This window comes from Streptomyces coacervatus (genome assembly GCF_029223485.1).
In the GTDB taxonomy this organism is placed as follows: domain Bacteria; phylum Actinomycetota; class Actinomycetes; order Streptomycetales; family Streptomycetaceae; genus Streptomyces; species Streptomyces coacervatus.
This window is the reverse complement of sequence record NZ_JARHTP010000025.1, coordinates 149,648-170,183: the sequence shown is the minus strand read 5'-3', so window position 1 is coordinate 170,183 and position 20,536 is coordinate 149,648. Positions and strand designations below refer to the sequence as shown.

Genomic DNA, 20,536 nt, shown 5'->3' with positions numbered 1-20,536 from the left:
TTGATGGGGTAAGGCTCCCAGTAGACGACTGGGTTGATAGGCCGGATCTGGAAGCACCGCAAGGTGTGGAGGTGACCGGTACTAATAGGCCGAGGGCTTGTCCTCAGTTGCTCGCGTCCACTGTGTTAGTTCTGAGACAACGACCGTTGTCGGCTTTGAGCAGAACACATAACAGAAGAGTGTGCTTGTTCGCTCGAAACCATTAGGGTTTCGGTGGTTATAGCGTGAGGGAAACGCCCGGTTACATTCCGAACCCGGAAGCTAAGCCTTACAGCGCCGATGGTACTGCAGGGGGGACCCTGTGGGAGAGTAGGACGCCGCCGAACAATCTTTGGAAGGACCCCTGGTCCCAGCGTTCAGCTGGGACCAGGGGTCCTTTTGTTTTTACAATGCTTGCAGTACCGAAGACAGGAGTCACCGATGTCCACCAACTCTCCCGACGACCGACCGGAGCGCGACCAGCGGCGACGGGACAGTGGGGACCGCGGTGACCGCGGCGGTAACCGCGGTGGATTCCGTCGGGACGACCGACCGCGTGACGACAACCGCGGTGGTTCCGACCGTGGTGGCTACGGCCGCCGCGACGACAACCGCGGCGGACATGGTCGGCGTGACGACCGTCCGCGTGACGACCGTCCGCGTGACGACCGTCCGCGTGACGACCGCGGGGACCGGGGAGGTTTCCGGCGGGACGACAACCGGGGTGGCGGGTACGGCCGACGTGACGACCGGCGCGAGGGCGACCGTGGCTCCCGTCCGGCATTCCAGCGCGACGACCGTGACCGTGGGCCGCGTCGGGACGACCGCGACCGGGACCGCGGCTTCCGACGGGACGACCGCGGAGACCGTGGGGACCGCCCCACCTTCCGCCGTGACGACCGCGGCGGAGAGCGGCGCGACAACGATCGCGGTGGTTTCCGGCGGGACGACAACCGAGGCGGCGGGTACGGCCGGCGGGACGACCGCCGGAGCGATGAGCGCAGCGACCGCGGTGACCGTGGCGGTTTCCGTCGGGATGATCGTCGGGACGACCGGCGTGACGACAACCGCGGGGGTTCCGACCGTGGTGGCTACGGTCGCCGCGACGACCGCAGGGACGACCGTGACCGCGGCTTCCGTGGCGACGACCGTGACCGCGGCTTCCGGCGCGACGACCGGGGGGAGCGTGGCGATCGTCCGTCCTTCCGACGGGACGACCGCGGAGACCGTTCGGATCGCCCGCCCTTCCGGCGTGACGAGCGTGCAGACCGCGGAGACCGCGGGGATCGTCCCGCGTTCCGCCGTGACGACCGTGGAGAGCGTTCGGATCGTCCGCCCTTCCGCCGCGACGACCGTGGCGAGCGCCGGGAAGGCGACCGCGGGGGCTTCCGGCGGGACGACAGCCGGGGCGAGCGCGGTGGGTTCCGTGGCCGTGATGACCGTGGTGGACGCGGAGGCCCCCGTCGTGACGACCGTGGCGGTCGCCCCGGAGGCTTCCGGGGGCGTGACGACCGGCGTGGCGGTGGCGGGTACGGCCGACGTGACGAGCGGGACCGTGACCGCGACCGGGAGCCGATCAAGCGGCTGCCCATCCCCGAGGACGTCACCGGCGAGGAGATCGACAAGGACGTACGGCAGGAGCTGCTGAGCCTGCCGAAGGGGCTTGCGGAGGACGTCGCCAAGAACCTGGTGATGGTCGCCCGGCTCATCGATGAGGACCCCGAGAGCGCCTACGCCTACTCCAAGGTGGCGCTGCGGCTGGCGTCGCGTGTCGCCGCCGTCCGTGAGGCGGGCGGGTTCGCGGCGTACGCCAACCAGAAGTACTCGGAGGCGCTTGCCGAGTTCCGGGCCGCGCGGCGGATGACCGGCAGCGCGGAGCTGTGGCCCGTCATGGCCGACTGCGAGCGTGGGCTCGGGCGGCCGGAGAAGGCGCTGGACATGGCCGGGGCGCCCGAGGTGCAGAAGCTGGACAAGGCCGGACAGGTCGAGATGCGGCTGGTCGCGGCCGGCGCCCGGCGCGACATGGGACAGCTCGACGCGGCGATCGTGACGCTGCAGAGCCCCGAGCTCGCCTCCAGCTCCGTGCAGCCGTGGACCGCGCGACTGCGGTACGCGTACGCCGACGCGCTTCTCGCCGCGGGTCGCGAGGGCGAGGCACGGGAGTGGTTCGCGAAGGCCGTCGAGGCCGACAAGGACGGCAGCACGGATGCCTCGGACCGGCTCGCCGAGCTGGACGGAGTGGAGTTCGTGGACGCCTTCGAGGAGACCGACGAGGGTGACGGTCCCGAGGCTGAAGCCGAAGCCGAAGCCGAGGTCGAGGTAGAGGTCGAGGACGACAAGGACTGACCTGTGAGGAAGGGCGGGACCGTTGAGGTCCCGCCCTTTTGCATGTCAGAGGTCCAGCGCGCGCAGCACCAGTCCCGAGGCCGGCTTCGGGCCGAACGACGTCGACTTGCGGGGCATCGTCACGCCCTGGCGGGCCAGGTCGCGGACGACCTCCTCGCGGACCGGGTGCATCAGGACGGCCGTACCGCCGTCGCGTTCCGCCTTCTCGACCGTGGCCGCCGTGTCGTGGATGTAGGCGATGCGGGCGGGGTCGTCCTCGGGGATGTGCCAGACATGGTCCAGGAGAGCGGAGTGCAGGACCGTGGCGTCCAGGGTGCGCCAGGCGGTGGGGCGCTCGGCGGGGATCGTGCGGGCCAGGAGGTCCGGGTCCGGGCGGTCGAGCAGGTGGAAGGCGCCGTCTCCGGCCAGCAGGAACGCGTTGCCGGCGCAGGCGGCGTCCGCCAGTGCGTCCAGGGCCTCCGGCAAGGGCACGGGCAAGTGCCGTATGCGGAACAGGCCCTCCAGGGCGGCGAGGGCGTCGGCGACCGGCAGGCCGTGCAGAAGGCGGTGGATGGCGCGGACGCGCAGTGGGTAGCGGGCCGTGTCGACCAGGAGGACGAGGCCGTAGTCCCAGGGGCTGGGGGAGGCGTGCTCCGTGCGGAGCCGGCGATATGTCGCCCAGCGGTGGTGGCCGTCGGCGATCAGGGCCTGGTGCTGGGCCAGGTCGGACTGGATCCGGGCGAGGTCGGCCGGGTCGGTGACCGACCACAGGCGGTGGCTGAAGCCGTCCTCCGTGGTGGTGGCGAGGAGCGGGGGCCGACCGGCGACGCGTTCCACGAACTCGGTCGCCGCCGATGCCGAGCCGTTGCCGCGGTAGGTGAGGAGCAAGGGCTCGAGGTTCGCGGAGGTGGCGCGCATCAGGGCCGCGCGGTCGGCGACCACATGCGGCATCACGTCCTCATGGGGGAGGACCACACCCTCCGACGGGTCCGAGACGCGCAGCGCGCCAATGATGCCGCGCTGCAGCATTCCGTCGCCGTCGCGCTGCTCGTAGACGTACAGGCCGGGTTCGGGGTCGGTGGTCAGAACGCCCTCGGAGAGCCAGCGGCGCAGGGTGTCGGCGGCCTGTTCGTTGCGGGCGATGGGGGTGGTGGCCTGCGGCAGGATCAGGCGGACGATGTTGTGCGGGTCTGCGGACTCGAGGTGGTGCAGGCCGTCGGGGCGTACGACGACGTCGTACGGCGGGGACGTCACGGCGGCGAGGCTGCCGACCCGGTCGGGGTCGTAGCGAAGGCCTCGGAACGGGGTGAGTTCCAGGCCTCGGCGCACCGTTGCTTCCGAGTGACCTGCTGTGTTCATCCCGGCATCGTACGTGTGTCAGTGGCGTGAGGGATGATCGGGGGAAAGCCGTCGAACGAGGAGCGATGTGGAATGAGCCAGAGCGTCAGGACGAGGCCCGAGGGCAGTGGCCAGGCCCTGAGCGAGGCGTACGACACGGCGCTGCTCGACTTGGACGGTGTCGTGTACGCGGGCGGGAACGCCATTGCGTACGCGGTCGAGTCGTTGGCCACTGCCCGTGCGGGCGGGATGCATCTCGCGTACGTCACCAACAACGCGCTGCGCACGCCGGACACGGTGGCGGACCATCTGACCGAGCTGGGGATACCGACCGAGGCCGATGACGTCATCACCTCCGCGCAGGCGGTCGCGCGGCTGATCAGCGAGCAGGTTCCGGCGGGGGCGCGGGTGCTGGTGATCGGTGGGGAGGGGCTGCGGGTCGCGCTGCGGGAGCGGGGGCTTGTGCCCGTCGAGTCGGCGGAGGACGGTCCGGCGGCGGTCGTGCAGGGTTACGGCGGGCCCGAGTTGCCCTGGGGGCGGTTTGCCGAGGCCTGCTACGCGATTGCGCGTGGGGTGCCCTGGTACGCGTCCAATACCGACCTGACGATTCCGAGTGCACGCGGGATCGCGCCGGGGAACGGGGCCGCGGTGGAGGTCGTGCGGATAGCGACCGGCGGCGAACCGCAGGTCGCGGGCAAGCCGTTGCCGCCCATGCACCGCGAGACGATCCTGCGGACCGGCGCCGAGCGGCCGTTGGTGGTCGGGGACCGGCTGGACACGGACATCGAGGGCGCGTTCAACGGGGAGGTCGACTCGCTGCTCGTCCTGACCGGCGTCACCGACGGCGCGCAGCTGCTCGCCGCGCCGCCGCAGCATCGGCCGACGTACGTCGACGCGGATCTGCGGGGGCTGCTCACGGGACAGCCGGAGGTCACCGAGGCAGGGGACGGCTTCCGGTGCGGCGGCTGGACGGCCACGGCGGGTGCGGACCGGCTTGAACTGGACGGCGAGGGCGAGGCCTTGGACGGACTGCGGGCGCTGTGCGCCGCGGCCTGGACGGCGGCCGGCGAGGGCGTGTGCGAGCTGGATGCGGGGAAGGCGCTGGCCCGATTGGAGTTGTGAGCCGACGACGCACAGGGCGGGCGGTGGACGGGGGCACCTGCTTGGTCGCCCGGCCGTCGCGACCAGGAATCGAGGGTTGATGCGAGGGTAGGCTAACCTAACCTCGTGTTGGTCGACAGTCCTCCCGAACCGCGCGCGGAGACCGCCCCCGCGCCCCCAACCCGCCGGGCGATACGGGCCTTTGGGCTCCTCGTCTCCGTCGCCGTGCTGGTGCTCGTCGCGCTGGCGAGCATCGCGATCGGCGCCAAAGAGCTGTCCCTGGAGCAGGTCTGGCACGGGCTGTTCCAGGACACGGGGACGTACGGAGACGTCGTGGTCGACGAGCGGCTGTCACGGACCGTTCTGGGACTGCTCGCCGGTGCGGCGCTCGGTCTGTCCGGGGCGGTGCTGCAGGCGCTCACTCGCAATCCGCTGGCCGACCCCGGACTGCTCGGTATCAACGCGGGTGCGTCGGCCGCGGTCGTCACGGCCATGACGTACTTCGGTGTCACGAGCCTCGACGGCTATGTCTGGTTCGCCTTTTTCGGGGCGGCAGCCGTCGGGGCGCTGGTCTGGTTCCTCGGCGGCAGCCGGGGCGCGACGCCGGTGCGGCTTGCGCTCGCCGGTACCGCCATCAGCGCCGCGCTGTACGGCTATCTGCAGGCCGTGATGATCACGGACGATGCGGCGCTCAACAAGATGCGCTTCTGGACGGTCGGTTCGCTCTCCTCGGCGACCGACTCGACCATCCTGCAGGTGCTGCCGTTCCTCGCGGTCGGCACGGTCCTCGCCCTCGGGCTCGCCCGGCCGCTGAACGCCGTGGCCATGGGCGACGACACCGCCAAGGCCCTCGGCGCCAACCTGAACCGGACCCGGGCCCTGTCCATGCTCGCCGCCGTCGTGCTGTGCGGGGCGGCGACCGCCGCCTGTGGGCCGATCGCGTTCGTCGGGCTGATGGTCCCGCACGTCGTACGGTCCTTCACCGGGCCCGACCTGCGCTGGATCCTGCCGTACGCCACGATCCTGTCGCCCGCGCTGCTGCTCGGCGCCGATGTCATCGGCCGCGTCGTCGCCCGTCCTTCGGAGCTTCAGGTCGGCATCATCACCGCGATCATCGGCGGCCCGGTCTTCATCTTTCTGGTACGACGGGGCAGGACGGCGCAGCTGTGAAGAGCAACCGTGTGATGAGGACGCCGGGCGGGCTCTCCGTGCGCCTGGACGTCCGGGCCGTCACCGTAGTCGTCCTGTTGCTGCTCGCCGCGCTCGCCGCGAGTGTCCTGCTGATCGGCACCGGCGACTTCCCGATCTCGGCCGGCGATGTGCTGAAGACCCTGGCCGGGAACGGAAACGCGGGACAGGAGTTCATCGTCAACGAGCTGCGGCTGCCGCGCGTCCTGGTCGGACTGCTGGTCGGCGCCTCGCTCGGCCTCGGCGGCGCCCTGTTCCAGGCCGTCACCCGCAATCCGCTGGGCAGCCCGGACGTGCTCGGCCTCGGGCAGGGCGCGACGGCCGGGGCGCTCGTGATGATCGTGCTGTTCTCCGGGAGCGCGGCCCAGGTCACCATGGGCGCGCTCGTGGGCGGTCTGGCGACCGGGCTTGCCATCTATCTGCTCGCCTGGAAGCGGGGCGTGCACGGTTATCGACTGGTCCTGGTCGGTATCGGCGTCTCCGCGATCGTCACGGCGGTCAACGGCTATCTGCTCACCGTCTCCGACATCGTCGACGCCGCCCGCGCGGTCGTCTGGATGACCGGGTCCCTCAGCGGCCGCGACTGGGAGCAGGTCTGGCCGCTGCTCGGGCTGTGCGCCGTACTCGTACCGCTGGTCCTCGCCAATGCGCGCGGGCTGCGGATGATGGAGATGGGCGACGACGTCTCCAACGCCCTCGGGGTGCGGGTGGAGCGCGTACGGGCGCTGCTGATGGTGGCCGCCGTGCTGCTCACCGCGACCGCCACCGCGGCCGCAGGGCCCGTCAGCTTCGTGGCGCTCACCGCGCCGCAGCTCGCCCGCCGACTGACCCGCTCGCCCGGCCCCAACCTGCTGTCGTCCCTGTGCATGGGCGCCGCCCTGCTGGTCACCGCCGACTGGATCTCGCAGCGGGCCTTCGGCGCCGACCAGCTGCCCGTGGGCGTGGTCACCGGAGTCCTCGGCGGTGTCTATCTGCTGTGGCTGCTGGTCACCGAGCGCAGGGCGGGCCGGATATGAGCGCCGACGGCGCCACCAACAGCGGGCTGAACCACCAAAGGAGCACTGTGAACCGCCTGTCCGCCGAGGACGTCACCCTCGCCTACGACCAGCGGGTCATCGCCGAGCAGCTCTCGGTGGAGATCCCCGACAACTCGTTCACCGTGATCGTCGGCCCGAACGCGTGCGGCAAGTCCACGCTGCTGCGGGCTCTGTCACGGATGCTGAAGCCGAGCCGGGGCCGGGTGCTGCTGGACGGGCAGGTCATCCAGTCGATGCCGGCGAAGAAGGTCGCGCGGACACTGGGCCTGCTGCCGCAGTCGTCGATCGCGCCCGACGGCATCACCGTCGCCGACCTGGTGGGCCGCGGCCGCTACCCGCACCAGGGCATCCTGCGCCAGTGGTCGGCCGAGGACGAGCGGGTCGTACAGGAGTCGATGGCGCAGACCGGGGTCGCCGAACTCGCCGATCGCTATGTCGATGAATTGTCGGGCGGTCAGCGGCAACGCGTGTGGATCGCCATGGCGCTCGCCCAGCAGACCCCGCTGCTGCTCCTCGACGAACCGACGACATACCTGGACATCCAGCACCAGATCGATGTCCTCGACCTGTGCGCCGAACTGCACGAGGAGCAGGGCCGCACGCTCGTCGCCGTGCTCCACGACCTCAACCACGCCGCCCGGTATGCCACCCATCTCATCGCGCTGCGCGACGGGCGGATCGTCGCCGAGGGCGCGCCGAACGACATCGTCACGGCCGAACTGGTCGAGGAGGTCTTCGGGCTGCGCTGCCAGGTCATCGACGACCCGGAGACGGGGACACCGCTGGTGGTGCCGGCGGCGCGGAAAGCACGCGCGCGGGTGGCGGCTACAGAAGCTTCCTGAGCTGGAACAGGTCGCGCAGGCCGGCCTCCAGCTTGACCCGGCCCGAGCCCCAGGCCTTGGCGAAGTTCAGTTCGCCGTTGACCATCGCCACCAGGTCGTCGCCCTTCATGGTCAGTCTGATCTGGGCCTTCTCCTGCGGAGGGCCCTGGATCGTGTCGTGCACGACGATCCGGCCGCCCGTCATCCTGCCGACGAACGTGATGTCGAGGTCGGTGATCCGGCAGCTCACCGAGCGGTCCAGGGCCGCGGCCGTGCGGACGTCCCCTTCGGCGGTCTGCATGTTGTCCGAGAGCTTTTCGAGTGCGGCGCGGCACTCCTCGATCGTGGCCATCGCGATCGACGGTACCCCAGCGGTTCGGGGTAGCGTCTGGGCATGAGCGACTCTGTGCCCGAGGCCACGGTGGGGGACGAAACGGCCGAAGTCGAACCCGAGCACGCGCCCGAGCAGGAATCCGGGTACGACCCTGCCGCCCCCGCGCCGCTGAATGTGGACCGTACTCCGACCGGCAACGCCGACGTGGACGCCCAGCTGGAGCGCCTCGGTGACGCCGATCACCTCGCCACCGACGGACACCTCGAGGTGTACGAGGATGTACACCGGGGGCTGCGCGACGCGCTGACCGCGCTCGACTCCCGCCCGGGACCCCCGGCGCCCTCACCGTCGTATGACCAGAGGGCGCCTTCACCCTCGTATGGCAATAGGAGCTGAACCGAACGTGGCAGGAGTCGCACGCCGCCGTCTGGACGCGGAGCTGGTCCGCCGGAAGCTTGCGCGCTCGCGTGAGCACGCCAGCCAGCTGATCGCGGCCGGGCGGGTCACCGTCGGCAAGACCGTCGCGACCAAGCCCGCCACGCAGGTGGAGACCGCGGCGGCGATCGTCGTCACGACCGACGACAGCGATCCCGAGTACGTGTCCCGGGGTGGGCACAAGCTCGCGGGCGCGCTGCAGGCGTTCGTACCGCAGGGGTTGGTGGTCGAGGGGCGGCGGGCGCTCGACGCCGGCGCGTCGACCGGCGGCTTCACCGACGTCCTGCTGCGAGCGGGGGCGGCGCACGTCGTCGCCGTCGACGTCGGATACGGACAACTTGCCTGGACTCTTCAGAGCGATGAACGCGTCACCGTCAAGGACCGTACGAACGTACGCGAGTTGACGCTTGAAGAGATCGATGGTGAGCCTGTGGATCTTGTCGTGGGGGATCTGTCCTTCATCCCGCTCGGGCTGGTGCTGCCCGCCCTGGTGCGGTGTGTGAAGCCGGACGCCGACCTGGTGATGATGGTCAAGCCGCAGTTCGAGGTGGGGAAGGAACGGCTGGGCAGCGGGGGAGTCGTACGGAGCACGCAGCTGCGCGCTGAGGCCGTGCGGGGCGTGGCCCACAAGGCGTGGGAACTCGGGCTCGGGGTGAAGGGTGTCACCGCCAGTCCGTTGCCCGGACCATCCGGGAATGTCGAGTACTTTCTGTGGCTGCGGACCGGGGCACCCGAACTGGACCCGGCCGACGTTGACCGTGCAGTGGCGGAGGGGCCGCGTTGACACAGAACCGAGCTCGTACTGTTTTCCTGCTCGCCCACACCGGGCGGCCTGCGGCCATCCGCAGCGCCGAGCTGGTGGTGAAGGGGCTGCTGCGTGAGGGCATCGGCGTGCGGGTGCTGGAGTACGAGGCCGCCGATCTCCCGCTGCCCGAAGAGGTGGAGCTGGTCAAGGAGGCCACTCCGCAGTGTCTCGACGGGTGCGAGCTGCTCATCGTGCTGGGCGGTGACGGGACGCTGCTGCGCGGCGCCGAGTTCGCCCGGGCGTCCGGGGTGCCGATGCTCGGCGTCAACCTCGGGCGGGTCGGGTTCCTCGCCGAGGCCGAGCGGGACGATCTCGACAAGGTCGTCGACCGGGTGGTGACGAAGGCGTACGAGGTCGAGGAGCGGATGACCGTCGATGTCGTCGTTCATCAGAACGGGAACATCGTGCATACGGACTGGGCGCTGAACGAGGCGGCGGTGCAGAAGGCCGGTGCCGAGAAGCTGTTGGAAGTCGTGCTGGAGATCGACGGGCGGCCGGTTACGGGGTTCGGGTGTGACGGGATTGTGCTGTCCACTCCGACGGGGTCGACCGCTTATGCGTTCTCCGCGGGTGGGCCTGTGGTGTGGCCGGAGGTCGAGGCGCTGTTGATGGTGCCGATTTCGGCGCACGCGCTGTTTGCGAAGCCGCTGGTCACGTCGCCGGATTCGGTGCTGGCGGTTGAGGTGCTGCCTCATATTCCGCCGGGGGTTTTGTGGTGTGACGGGCGGCGGACGGTGGAGTTGCCGCCGGGGGCCAGGGTTGAGGTGCGGCGGGGGGCTGTGCCGGTGCGGCTTGCCCGACTGCACCATGCGTCATTTACCGATCGGCTTGTGGCGAAGTTTGCGTTGCCGGTTTCTGGGTGGCGGGGGGCTCCGCACTAGAGCTCGGGGCGGGAGGATCGTCGGCGCGTGCGGGTTCGTTGTGGCTTGTCGCGCAGTTCCCCGCGCCCCTGAGGGTGTTGCACTCGGCCGAGTGACAATGTGCTGTCGATGTGCATTCGTCACCTGCACCTTCACACAACCGAGACGGGGGGCGTCGCACTCGGCGCCCTCGACCTCGTAAGGTCGTGTTCGTGTTGGAGGAGATGCGGATACGGTCGCTCGGAGTCATCGACGATGCGGTCGTCGAGCTGTCGCCCGGGTTCACTGCCGTCACCGGTGAGACGGGTGCGGGCAAGACCATGGTGGTCACCAGCCTCGGGCTGTTGCTGGGCGGTCGGGCGGACCCGGCGCTCGTGCGGATCGGGGCCGAGAAGGCGGTCGTGGAGGGGCGGATCGCCGTTCCCGCGGGCGCCTCTGCCGTCGTACGGGCCGAGGAGGCCGGGGCCGAGCTCGACGACGGGGCGCTGCTGATCAGCCGTACCGTTTCCGCTGAGGGGCGGTCGCGGGCGCATGTGGGCGGGCGGAGCGTGCCGGTGGGGTTGCTCGCCGACCTTGCCGACGACCTCGTGGCCGTGCACGGGCAGACCGATCAGCAGGGGCTGCTGAAGCTGTCCAGGCAGCGGCAGGCGCTCGATCGGTACGCGGGTGACGCCGTCGCCGGGCCGCTGGCGAAGTACGGCGAGGCGTACCGGCGGCTGCGGGCCGTCTCCGTCGAGCTGGAGGAGATCGTCACGCGCGCGCGTGAGCGGGCCCAGGAAGCCGACATGCTGCGGTACGGGCTCGACGAGATCGCCGGTGTGGAGCCGCGGGCCGGGGAGGACGTGGAGCTGGCGGAGGAGGCGGAGCGGCTCGGGCATGCCGAGGCCTTGTCGTCCGCCGCCACGGCCGCTCATGCCGCCCTTGCCGGTAATCCGGAGGACCCCGAGGGGATCGACGCCGCCACGCTTGTCGCGGGGGCTCAGCGGGCGCTGGACGCCGTTCGGTCGCACGATCCCGCGTTGGCCGCGCTGGCCGATCGGATCGGGGAGATCGGGATTCTGCTGGGCGATGTTGCCGGGGAGCTGGCGGGGTACGCCGACGACCTGGACGCGGATCCCCTGCGGCTGGCGGCTGTTGAGGAACGGCGGGCCGCGCTGGGTGCGCTGACGCGGAAGTACGGCGAGGACGTCGCCGCGGTGCTGGCGTGGGCCGAGCAGGGGGCGACGCGGCTGACCGAGCTGGACAGTGACGACGACCGGATCGACGAGTTGACCGCCGAGCGGGATGCATTGCGGACCGAACTGGGCGGGCTGGCGCAGGCGTTGACGGATGCGCGGGCGGAGGCGGCGGAGCGGTTCGCCGCTGCCGTGACCGCGGAGCTCGCCTCGCTCGCGATGCCGCACGCGCGCGTGTCGTTCGACATTCGGCAGACCGAGGACCCGGAGGGCGTGGAGGTCGGCGGGCGTACGGTCGCCTACGGGCCGTCCGGCGTCGACGAGGTCGAGCTGCTGCTGGCCCCGCATCCGGGGGCGCCGCCGCGGCCCATCGCCAAGGGGGCGTCCGGCGGTGAGCTGTCGCGCGTGATGCTCGCCGTCGAGGTCGTGTTCGCGGGGACGGATCCCGTGCCGACGTATCTCTTCGACGAGGTCGACGCCGGTGTCGGCGGCAAGGCGGCGGTCGAGATCGGGCGGCGGCTGGCGAAGCTTGCGAAGACCGCGCAGGTCGTGGTCGTGACCCACCTTCCGCAGGTGGCCGCCTTCGCCGACCGGCAGTTGCTGGTAGAGAAGACGAACGACGGGTCCGTGACACGGTCCGGCGTGAAGGTGCTCGAGGGCGAGGAACGGGTGCGGGAGCTGTCCCGCATGCTCGCGGGCCAGGAGGACTCGGAGACCGCGCGGGCGCATGCGGAGGAGTTGCTGGCGACGGCCAGGGCGGACGTGTAGCGGCGCGGGCCGGTGCAGGGTGGGCGCCGGCGAGGTGCTCGCCTCTGCGGTGGGCGTCACGCGCGCGGGATGGCCGTCCTGGGGAAGGTGGCGCCGGGCGGCGCCGATCGGTGGCGGCGGAAGAACTGTGCCGGTCGTATGGCCGAGTTGTGGGCGGGAGCGGTGCCGCGGCGGGTGTCGTGCTTGCGGCCGGGCGGGTCCGGCCCGCCGCCGGGTTCTTCGGTTCGCCGTGCCGGCCGCCGGGGCCTGTGGTGCCCTATGGCGACGTGGCCCGTGCCGGTGGCCCCCGGCGGGGGTTCAAGGTGCACCTCGGCGTGCTGCGTGACGGTCAAGTTGTTCGGGATCTCGGCGGCGGGGCTGGTCGCCGGGGCGGTGTTCACGGAACGGCCTCTCGACAAGCTGCTCGCGGGAATCGTGATCGCCGGGGCTGCTCACTTCGTCAACCTCGTGGACCTGGCTCCGGGGTAGGGCTGCCGGAGCGGTGATCGCGTTCGGGGTGTCGGTGCTGCTGCGCCGGGGCCCGGCACTGAGCTGGTGGCCGCCGCGATGGGTGGCGCTGCGGCCGTACTGCCCGACGGCCTCCGTGAGCGCGCGGTGATCGGAGACACCGGCGCGCACGCACGGGGCGCGGCCCTGGGTGCCGCCGTCGTCGCGGGCAACGGACGGGCAGGGCTTGTTGCCCACTGCGCCGCACTGGTGGCCGCGGCGGCCTGCGGTGGCAAGGTGATCGAGGCGGCGTGGTCGTGGGGCAGCGGGGTGCCGCCGGTTGCGCGCTCGCCCCGGAACCACCTCTTCCTCACCCGTGTGAGTGACTCCTGTCCCCGCCTCGGCGCGCTCCCTGGGGTTTCCCGCGGCCTCCGCGTTGCCGGAACACCCGTACGTCCTGGCATCCTTGGCGTAGTACGTGGAGGAAACGCGCGGTACACCCCCTCCGCTCGATCCTTCTGTACTTTCTTCGTGACCGCCCGACGCCGAACCAGGAGCCCCGGCCACGTGAGCCCCGTGACCAGCCACTCACCGCACGGCCAGTCGTCGCTGCGCACCGTGCAGGTGCTGGGCGGCGGCAACGCAGGCAGCAGCGCGCATGTGCGTTCGCTGGCGGCGGGGCTTGTCGCGCGGGGCGTGCGGGTCACCGTGTGCGCCCCCGTCGAGGCCGATCACGCCTACGACTTCGCGGGGACCGGCGCCGAACATGTGCACGTGCCGCGCAGCAGCGACCCAGGAGCCGTGGCCGCGCTGCGGGAGGCCTGCAAGGACGCCGATCTGGTGCATGCGCACGGGTTGCACGCCTCCTTCCGTGCCGCGCTGGCCCTAAGCGGCCGGCGCACCCCGCTCGTCGTGACCTGGCACAACCGCGCGCACGCGGAGGGAGCGCGGGCGCATCTGCTGCGGCTGCTGGAGCGGCGTGTGGTGAAGGCCGCCACCGTCGTGCTCGGCACCACCTCGGACCTCGTGGACCGGGCCCGCCGGACCGGGGCGCGGGACGCGCGGCTGGCCGCCGTGGCCCTGCCGGGACCGCGTCCGCCCGCGGAGCCGGAGGATCCCGACCGGCCGAGCCCCAAGGTCCGGGCCGAACTGGGCGCCACCGGCCGCCCGTTGCTGATGGCCGTCGGCTCCCTGGACCGGCACCGCGGCTACGACACCCTGCTGGACGCCACGCGCGCGTGGCGGCGCCTCGACCCCGTGCCGCTCGTCGTGATCGCGGGGGAAGGGCCGCTGCGGACCGTACTGCAGCGCCGTATCGAGGACGAAGGGCTGCCCGTCCGGCTCATCGGGCGGCGCGACGACGTGAGCGAGCTGCTCGCCGCCGCCGATCTCGCGCTGCTGCCCAGCAGCTGGGAATCGCGTTCCGTGCTCGCCCAGGAGGCCCTCCACGCGGGCGTGCCGCTCGTCGCGACCCATGTCGGCGGCATCCCCGAACTCGTCGGCGACGCAGCCGAACTCGTCCCGTACGGAGACGCCGAGGCCCTCGCCGTCGCCGTCGCCGGGCTCCTCGGCGATCCGGAGCGCCGTGAGCTGCTCAGGGAGAAGGGCATCCGGCAGGCCGCCACCTGGCCGACCGAGGACGAGACGGTCGCCCAAGTGCTCAGCGTCTACGACGAGTTGACCCAGCACCGGCCGTTCGCCTGAAGGAGGTGTCGGCTACGGGACGTGCCGGCGCGCTCGCAGGGCCAGGCTCAGCGCCAGTACCGTCTGCGGGTCGTCGAGGTCCGTGCCGAGCAACTCGCCGATCCTGGCGAGGCGGTTGTACAGGGTCTGGCGGTTGAGGTGGAGTTCGCGGGCCGTCTCCGCCTTGCGGCCCGCATGCGCCAGGTACGTCTCCAGGGTGGGCAGGAGGGGCGGCCGGGAGCGGTTGTCGTGGTCGCGGAGCGGGCCGATCGCACGGTCCACGAAGGCCGCCAGGTCCGGGTGGTCGCGCAGCCGCCAGAGCAGGAGGTCGATGTCGAGGCGGCGGGCGTCGTACCAGGGGCGGTCCGACAGGCCCTGCGCCGCCGTCGCCGTCTCCGCCGCGTGTCTGAGGCCCGCCGACGCCGCCGCCCAGCCGCCCGCCACCCCGACGACCACCACCGGCGGCTGCGCCCCGGGCCGCTGCATCCCCGCCCGCTCCACGCCCGCCCGCAGCGCCGCCGCGACCCGGTCTGCCACCGTCGACCGCTCCGACTCCGCACGCAGGCCCAGCAGCAGCGGCACGCGGCCCTCGACAGGCCGTACGCCCAACAGGACCGGAACCCCCACCGACGCCAGCTCCTCCGCGACCGCGCGGGCCAGCACCGCCCAGCCGCCGCCCGGCGACAGCGTGTCGCCCAGCCGCATGACGACCGGCAGCAGCGGGCTGTTGCCGGGCTTGAAGCCCAGCACGCGTGCCTGAGCGGGCGCGTCCTCGGCGGCGATACGGCCCTCGGCGAGGTCGGTGAGGAAGTCCCCGCGGCCGCGCGCAGCCAGCTCCTCCTCCTGCCGCGCCTGCATCAGGACGACGGCCAGAATGCCGGCCGCCCGCTCGGCGGCGATGCGGTGCACCGGGGCCAGTGGGGCCCGTACGGGGAGGAGGATGAGGCGGGCCCGTACCGAACTCGTTCCCGGCCCGCCCCCGGGCACGTCCACCAGGACCGACCCGGACGGCGGCGGGGCGTCCTTGTGCTGGCCGCGCAGCCCCTCCCACACCTGGAGCGGGTCCGCGCCCTCGGGGCCGGCCCCGGCGGCGTACAGCAGCTGCCCGTCCGTCGTCTCCAGGAAGACCGGGTTGCCGCTGAAGTCGGCCAGGATGCCCAGCACCTGGGGCACACCGCCGCCGCCCAGCAGGGCCTCGGTGCAGCGGCGGTGCACCTCCTCCGCCCGCTGCAGCAGCGCGTAGTGGCCGTTGACGATCTCGGTGTGGACCTCCTCCGTGACCGCCACGAAGGGCACCTCGCGGTGCAGTTGGACCAGCGGGAGCCCGGCTGCGCGTGCCGTGTCGACGAGCGCAGCGGGCAGGCGGGTGAAGCGCGGGCCGAGCTCCACGACCAGGGCCGCGATGCCGCGCTCGGCCAGGGTGCGGACGAACGCCCGCTGCTCGGCCGGCCGGGTGCCGAGCCCATAGCCCGTGGTGAGCAGCAGCTCGCCGCCCTTCAGCAGCGAGGCGATGTGCGGAACCTCGCCCGCGTGCACCCAGCGCACGGTGCGCTGCAGCCGGTCGGCGCCCGCGAGGACCTCCGGCAGCCCGCTGCGCAGACCGGGCAGCTCCAGCGCCCGCTGCACGGTGATCCCGGCGCCCTGCGTGTCGAATCTGCTGCTCGTACCGCTGTCCGTACCGCTGTCCATGAGCCGGACGCTACCCGCGCGTGCCCCTCCGGGACATCTCCGGGCAGGGTTGGGGCTCCGGCGGCCGGGTAGCGGCCGGAGCATGGACTTCAGCGTGGTCGCCGTGGGGCGGGAGGACGACAGTCCGGTGGATGAGCCGTTGCGGGTGGCGGCGCTCGCCGACCGGCTCGGGTACCAGGAGGCATGGGCCGGGGAGGGGCCGACCTGGGACTCCTTCGTGCTGGCCACCGCGATCGGCGGGGTCACCGGACGGGCCGCGCTGACCGCAGGGCCCGTCCCGGTGTCCCTGCGCGACCCGTACACCCTCGCCCGCGGTGCCGCGTCGGTCGCCGCCGTCACCGGACGGGTGGTCGGCGTGGCGCTGGGCACCTCCAGCAGACGGGTCGTGGAGGGCGTGCACGGGCGGCCCCGGGCGCGCCCCGCGGCCGTACTGGAGGAGACGGCGGCAGCCGTGCGAGGGCTGCTCCACGCCCCACCGGGCGAGCCCGTCGTGCCCGGCAGCCCCTTCCGGCGCCGGCTGTCGCCGCCCGGCGGCCCGCTCACTGTCGCCGCGTTCGGGGACCGCGCGATCGCCACCGCCGCCGCGCACGCCGACCGCATGCTGCTCGACATCGTCACTCCGGAGCAGGCGCGCACACTGCGCGCCAAGCTGGTCGCGGCGGCCGAGAGGGCGGGCCGTACGCCGCCCACACTCGCTGCCTGGCTGCCCGCCGCCGTCGACCCCGAGCCGGAGTCCCTCGCGCAGGTCCTGCGGAGCGTCGTCGGGTATCTGACCGTGCCGGGCTACGGCGACGTCTTCACCGCGGCCGGCTTCGGCGAGGCCGTCGAGCTGGCCGCGGGCGGCGCCGACCCCGACACTCTGCTGCGCGCCCTGCCGCCCGCGGCCGCGGGCACGGTCGGCCTGGTCGGCGACCTCGACACCGTACGCGCCCGCATCGACGCCTACGCCGAGGCCGGGTTGGACGAGATCGCCCTCGTACCGGCGACGGCCGGAGATCCGGCGGGGGAGCGCACGCTGGGGGCGCTGAGAGCCTGCGTCTGAACCAGCGCCCCAAAGGGGCGCGGGGCTGTATCGATATGCGGCTCCGCCGCGTGGGCGCGACCAGCCACGACGGCGCAGCAGACGGCCGACGACACATCACAGCCCCGCGGCGGAGCCGGACCGCTCAGGCCGGCCTGATGTTGTGGTTGAACCGGAACACGTTGTCCGGGTCGTACCGCCTCTTCACGGCCGCCAGCCGGGCCGTGTGCTCCGCGCCGAGGCCGGCCACCACGCGTTCGGGGCCCTCGTCGCCGATGAAGTTGAGGTAGGTCGCGCCGGTGCTCCACGGCCGGACGTCGGCGCGGACGTCCCGTACCCACTGAATGCAGCGCTCGTCGTCGGCGGGGTCCGTCCAGATACCGAAGGGGTGCACCGCCCAAGGTGCGTCCCGGTAGGGCACGGGGTACTCGGCGGGGCCGTCGGCGATCGCGCCGCCCTGCGGGAACAGCACGTGCTGGGTTCCGGTCGGTACGGGCATCGAGTCCCCGCGGGCGCAGTAGACCTCCACGAGTTCGTCGGGCAGGCCCGTCAGATACTCCGCCGACCAGTAGTTCCGCAGGTCCGGCGGGTCGTCGAACATGGTCTGGAAGTCGGCGTACGGGACCGCGCCGACGATCTCCCCCTCGTGCGGAAGCGCCAGCAGCGGCTCGGCCAGCTTGCGGATGTCCTCCTCGCCGCCGGCGTACGCCAGGAGCGCGGCGCACATCAACTTGCCGACCAGGTGCGGGGGTACGAAGTCCTCGGGCGGGCCGGTGACGTAGAGGACGGCGCCGGACGCTTCCACCGGGGCGGCGGTGATGATCTCGCGGTAGATGCGGACGGCGTCGCGGCCGAACTCCGGGAGGTACAGCACCAGTGCGATGGAGAACCGTGGCAGCTCGTGCAGCTTCAGGGTGATCGCGGTGGCGATGCCGAAATTGCCTCCGCCGCCGTGCAGCGCCCAGAACAGGTCGGGGTTCTCGTCGGCGTTGGCGTGCACGCGCGTGGCGTCGGCGGTGACCAGTTCGACGCCGAGGAGGTTGTCGACGGCGAGGCCGCAGCTGCGGTCCAGCCAGCCCGTGCCGCCGCCCAGGACGAAGCCGCCGACGCCGGTCGTCGAGGCCCGGCCGCCGGTGGTGGCGAGGCCGTGCGGCTCGGTGGCGCGGTCCAGGTCGCTCATGGTGGCGCCGCCCGCGATCCTCACCGCCTCGGCCGCGGGGTCGACGGTGACGGCGCGCATATGGCGCAGGTCGACGACGAGCCCGCCGTCGTTCAGGGCCATGCCCGCCACGCTGTGCCCGCCGCCGCGCACCGCGACGGTCAGGTCGAGGTCCCGTGCGAAACGCACCGCCCGTACGACATCGGTCTCGTCCACGCACTGCGCGATCACCGCCGGACGCCGGTCGATCATCGCGTTGAAGACGGTGCGGGCCTCGTCGTAGCCGACATCCCCCGGGGCGAACACGTCGCCGACCAGATCCTCGCGCAGCGCGGTGAGGGCCGCGCCCGCCTTCGATGGGGAGGCCATGGGGCGCCCCCTTTCGTACAGGGGCTGTTGGCTCCAGCGTAGGCGGGCCCGGTTCGGCGGTCCTGTTCAGCCGCCGTACGTCACCGGTCGGTAAGGTTCAGCCGCCGTACGCCCCGGACGCTGTCAGACGCAGCGCCGTGTCGATGAGCGGGACGTGGCTGAAGGCCTGCGGGAAGTTGCCGACCTGGCGCTGGCGGCGCGGGTCCCACTCCTCGGCGAGCAGGCCGAGGTCGTTGCGGAGCGCGAGAAGCTTCTCGAACAGCTTGCGGGCCTCGTCCACGCGGCCGATCATCGCCAGGTCGTCCGCCATCCAGAACGAGCAGGCCAGGAACGCCCCTTCGTCGCCGGGGAGGCCGTCGACGCCCTCGCTGGAACCCTCCGTCGGGTAGCGCAGGATGAAGCCGTCCGGCGTGGACAGCTCGCGCTGGATCGCCTCGATGGTGCCGATCACGCGCTTGTCGTCGGGCGGCAGGAAGCCCATCTGCGGGATGAGGAGCAGCGAGGCGTCCAGCTCCTTCGAGCCGTACGACTGCGTGAAGGTGTTGCGCTCCTTGTCGTAGCCCTTCTCGCACACGTCCCGGTGGATGTCGTCGCGCAGCTCGCGCCAGCGCTCCAGCGGGCCGTCCGCGTCGCCGGACTCGATGAGCTTGATGGTTCGGTCGACGGCGACCCAGGCCATGACCTTGGAGTGCACGAAGTGGCGGCGCGGGCCGCGCACCTCCCAGATGCCCTCGTCCGGCTCGTCCCAGTGCTGCTCCAGGTAGCGGATCAGCTTGAGCTGCAGCAGGGAGGCGTAGTCGCTGCGGGCCAGGCCCGTCATATGGCCCAGGTGCAGGGCCTCGGTGACCTCGCCGTACACGTCGAGCTGGAGCTGGTGGGCCGCGCCGTTGCCGACCCGCACCGGCGCCGAGTGCTCGTACCCGGGCAGCCAGTCCAGCTCGGCTTCGCCGAGCTCGCGCTCGCCCGCGATGCCGTACATGATCTGCAGGTTCTCCGGGTCACCGGCGACCGCGCGCAGCAGCCACTCGCGCCAGGCGCGGGCCTCCTCGCGGTAGCCGGTGCGCAGCAGGGAGGACAGAGTGATCGCCGCGTCGCGCAGCCAGGTGTAGCGGTAGTCCCAGTTGCGGACGCCGCCGATGTCCTCCGGCAGGGAGGTGGTGGGGGCGGCGACGATGCCGCCGGTCGGGGCGTACGTCAGGGCCTTCAGCGTGATCAGGGAGCGGATCACCGCCTCGCGGTACGGGCCGTGGTACGTGCAGTGCTCCACCCATTCCCGCCAGAACTCCTCCGTCGCCTGGAGCGACTGCTCCGGCTCCGGCAGCGCGGGCGGCTGCTTGTGCGAGGGTTCCCACGAGATCGTGAACGCGATCCGGTCACCAGGGGCGACCGTGAAGTCCGCATACGTGGTCAGCGACTTGCCGTAGGTCTCGGCCTCCGTGTCGAACCACACCGAGTCGGGACCGGCGACGGCGACCGTACGGCCCTCGTGCTTGTGCACCCACGGCACGACCCTGCCGTACGAGAAACGCATCCGCAGGGCCGAGCGCATCGGGACGCGGCCCGAGACGCCCTCCACGATGCGGATCAGCTGGGGGGCGCCGTCACGCGGGGGCATGAAATCGGTCACTCGGACCGTGCCACGCGGGGTGTCCCACTCGGATTCCAGGATCAGCGAGTCGCCGCGGTAGCTGCGCCGGGCCGCCGTGGGCGGCTGGGCGTCGGAGGCGTGGGCGGGGCCGAGCCGCCAGAAGCCGTGTTCCTCGGTGCCCAGCAGGCCGGCGAAGATGGCGTGCGAGTCGAAGCGGGGCAGGCACAGCCAGTCCACTGTGCCGTCCCGGCAGACCAAAGCGGCGGTCTGCATGTCTCCGATGAGTGCGTAGTCTTCGATGCGCCCGGCCACGTGCAACTCCAGTCGAACGGCCACGTCACCCCCAAAGGGGGCTGTCGCTAGTGCGGTCAAGGGGTCGTTGTAATGCGTCGTTGAGCGGTGAAGCAAAGCAGCCGTCCAGCTGTGTGGCAAAAC

Annotated in this window: 17 protein-coding genes, 2 rRNA genes and 1 pseudogene; 15 read left to right on the top strand and 5 right to left on the bottom strand. The window is 72.0% G+C overall.

Annotated features, from left to right (window positions below; translation table 11 throughout):
- From P2Q00_RS43900 to P2Q00_RS43885, 4 genes and pseudogenes are all read left to right on the top strand, one after another.
- Window positions 1–105 (top strand): 23S ribosomal RNA (locus P2Q00_RS43900); the annotation flags it as partial.
- Between the two features lie 104 nt (window positions 106–209).
- Window positions 210–326, top strand: a 5S ribosomal RNA gene (gene rrf, locus P2Q00_RS43895).
- A 472-nt stretch (window positions 327–798) separates the two neighbouring features.
- A pseudogene (locus P2Q00_RS51215) lies at window positions 799–1,536 on the top strand (tetratricopeptide repeat protein); the annotation flags it as partial.
- A gap of 27 nt (window positions 1,537–1,563) precedes the next feature.
- Window positions 1,564–2,325 (top strand): tetratricopeptide repeat protein, encoded by a 762-nt coding sequence (locus P2Q00_RS43885; RefSeq protein ID WP_275780391.1) that lies wholly within the window; start codon window positions 1,564–1,566, stop codon window positions 2,323–2,325.
- A 45-nt stretch (window positions 2,326–2,370) separates the two neighbouring features.
- Here P2Q00_RS43885 and P2Q00_RS43880 read toward each other — a convergent pair whose 3' ends face one another.
- A complete protein-coding gene (locus tag P2Q00_RS43880; RefSeq protein ID WP_275780381.1) occupies window positions 2,371–3,663 on the bottom strand; it encodes a DUF1015 domain-containing protein in 1,293 nt (430 codons plus the stop codon).
- Window positions 3,664–3,735: 72 nt separating this feature from the next.
- On the opposite strand from P2Q00_RS43880, the gene P2Q00_RS43875 reads away from it, so the two are divergent.
- From P2Q00_RS43875 to P2Q00_RS43860, 4 genes are all read left to right on the top strand, one after another.
- Entirely contained in the window at window positions 3,736–4,764 is a 1,029-nt protein-coding gene (locus tag P2Q00_RS43875) for an HAD hydrolase-like protein (protein WP_275780379.1), read from the top strand.
- A 105-nt stretch (window positions 4,765–4,869) separates the two neighbouring features.
- Window positions 4,870–5,913 carry a FecCD family ABC transporter permease gene (locus tag P2Q00_RS43870; RefSeq protein WP_275780378.1) on the top strand — a complete coding sequence of 348 codons (1,044 nt, stop codon included), beginning with the start codon at window positions 4,870–4,872 and terminating at the stop codon, window positions 5,911–5,913.
- Window positions 5,910–6,947, top strand: a complete 1,038-nt coding sequence (locus tag P2Q00_RS43865) for a FecCD family ABC transporter permease (RefSeq protein WP_275780377.1) — start codon at window positions 5,910–5,912, stop codon at window positions 6,945–6,947. The genes P2Q00_RS43870 and P2Q00_RS43865 overlap by 4 nt, the downstream gene beginning before the upstream one ends.
- Entirely contained in the window at window positions 6,944–7,810 is an 867-nt protein-coding gene (locus P2Q00_RS43860) for an ABC transporter ATP-binding protein (protein WP_275780376.1), read from the top strand. The genes P2Q00_RS43865 and P2Q00_RS43860 overlap by 4 nt, the downstream gene beginning before the upstream one ends.
- Here the strand turns inward: P2Q00_RS43860 and P2Q00_RS43855 are convergent.
- On the bottom strand, window positions 7,794–8,141 hold the full coding sequence (locus P2Q00_RS43855; RefSeq protein ID WP_275780375.1) for an SCP2 sterol-binding domain-containing protein: 348 nt from the start codon (window positions 8,139–8,141) through the stop codon (window positions 7,794–7,796). The two genes, P2Q00_RS43860 and P2Q00_RS43855, sit on opposite strands and share 17 nt — an antisense overlap.
- Window positions 8,142–8,183: 42 nt before the next feature.
- On the opposite strand from P2Q00_RS43855, the gene P2Q00_RS43850 reads away from it, so the two are divergent.
- The 6 genes from P2Q00_RS43850 (at window position 8,184) to P2Q00_RS43825 (ending at window position 14,296) form a co-directional block, all read left to right on the top strand.
- A complete protein-coding gene (locus tag P2Q00_RS43850; RefSeq protein ID WP_275780374.1) occupies window positions 8,184–8,519 on the top strand; it encodes a hypothetical protein in 336 nt (111 codons plus the stop codon).
- Window positions 8,520–8,526: 7 nt separating this feature from the next.
- A complete protein-coding gene (locus tag P2Q00_RS43845; RefSeq protein ID WP_275780373.1) occupies window positions 8,527–9,342 on the top strand; it encodes a TlyA family RNA methyltransferase in 816 nt (271 codons plus the stop codon).
- On the top strand, window positions 9,339–10,244 hold the full coding sequence (locus tag P2Q00_RS43840; RefSeq protein WP_275780372.1) for an NAD kinase: 906 nt from the start codon (window positions 9,339–9,341) through the stop codon (window positions 10,242–10,244). The genes P2Q00_RS43845 and P2Q00_RS43840 overlap by 4 nt, the downstream gene beginning before the upstream one ends.
- A gap of 203 nt (window positions 10,245–10,447) precedes the next feature.
- Window positions 10,448–12,166, top strand: a complete 1,719-nt coding sequence (recN, locus tag P2Q00_RS43835) for a DNA repair protein RecN (RefSeq protein WP_275780390.1) — start codon at window positions 10,448–10,450, stop codon at window positions 12,164–12,166.
- A gap of 321 nt (window positions 12,167–12,487) precedes the next feature.
- Window positions 12,488–12,634 (top strand): hypothetical protein, encoded by a 147-nt coding sequence (locus P2Q00_RS50880; protein WP_338059413.1) that lies wholly within the window; start codon window positions 12,488–12,490, stop codon window positions 12,632–12,634.
- A 525-nt stretch (window positions 12,635–13,159) separates the two neighbouring features.
- Window positions 13,160–14,296, top strand: coding sequence for a glycosyltransferase family 4 protein (locus tag P2Q00_RS43825; protein WP_275780388.1), 1,137 nt, complete (start codon window positions 13,160–13,162; stop codon window positions 14,294–14,296).
- A 12-nt stretch (window positions 14,297–14,308) separates the two neighbouring features.
- On the opposite strand, the gene P2Q00_RS43820 is transcribed toward P2Q00_RS43825, so the two are convergent.
- Window positions 14,309–15,964 (bottom strand): PucR family transcriptional regulator, encoded by a 1,656-nt coding sequence (locus P2Q00_RS43820; protein WP_275780371.1) that lies wholly within the window; start codon window positions 15,962–15,964, stop codon window positions 14,309–14,311.
- 82 nt (window positions 15,965–16,046) lie between these two features.
- On the opposite strand from P2Q00_RS43820, the gene P2Q00_RS43815 reads away from it, so the two are divergent.
- Entirely contained in the window at window positions 16,047–17,006 is a 960-nt protein-coding gene (locus P2Q00_RS43815; RefSeq protein ID WP_275780370.1) for an LLM class F420-dependent oxidoreductase, read from the top strand.
- A 124-nt stretch (window positions 17,007–17,130) separates the two neighbouring features.
- Here P2Q00_RS43815 and P2Q00_RS43810 read toward each other — a convergent pair whose 3' ends face one another.
- Entirely contained in the window at window positions 17,131–18,513 is a 1,383-nt protein-coding gene (locus tag P2Q00_RS43810; RefSeq protein WP_275780369.1) for an FAD-binding oxidoreductase, read from the bottom strand.
- A gap of 97 nt (window positions 18,514–18,610) precedes the next feature.
- Window positions 18,611–20,413, bottom strand: coding sequence for a glycoside hydrolase family 15 protein (locus tag P2Q00_RS43805; RefSeq protein WP_275780387.1), 1,803 nt, complete (start codon window positions 20,411–20,413; stop codon window positions 18,611–18,613).
- Window positions 20,414–20,536 lie beyond the last annotated feature (123 nt).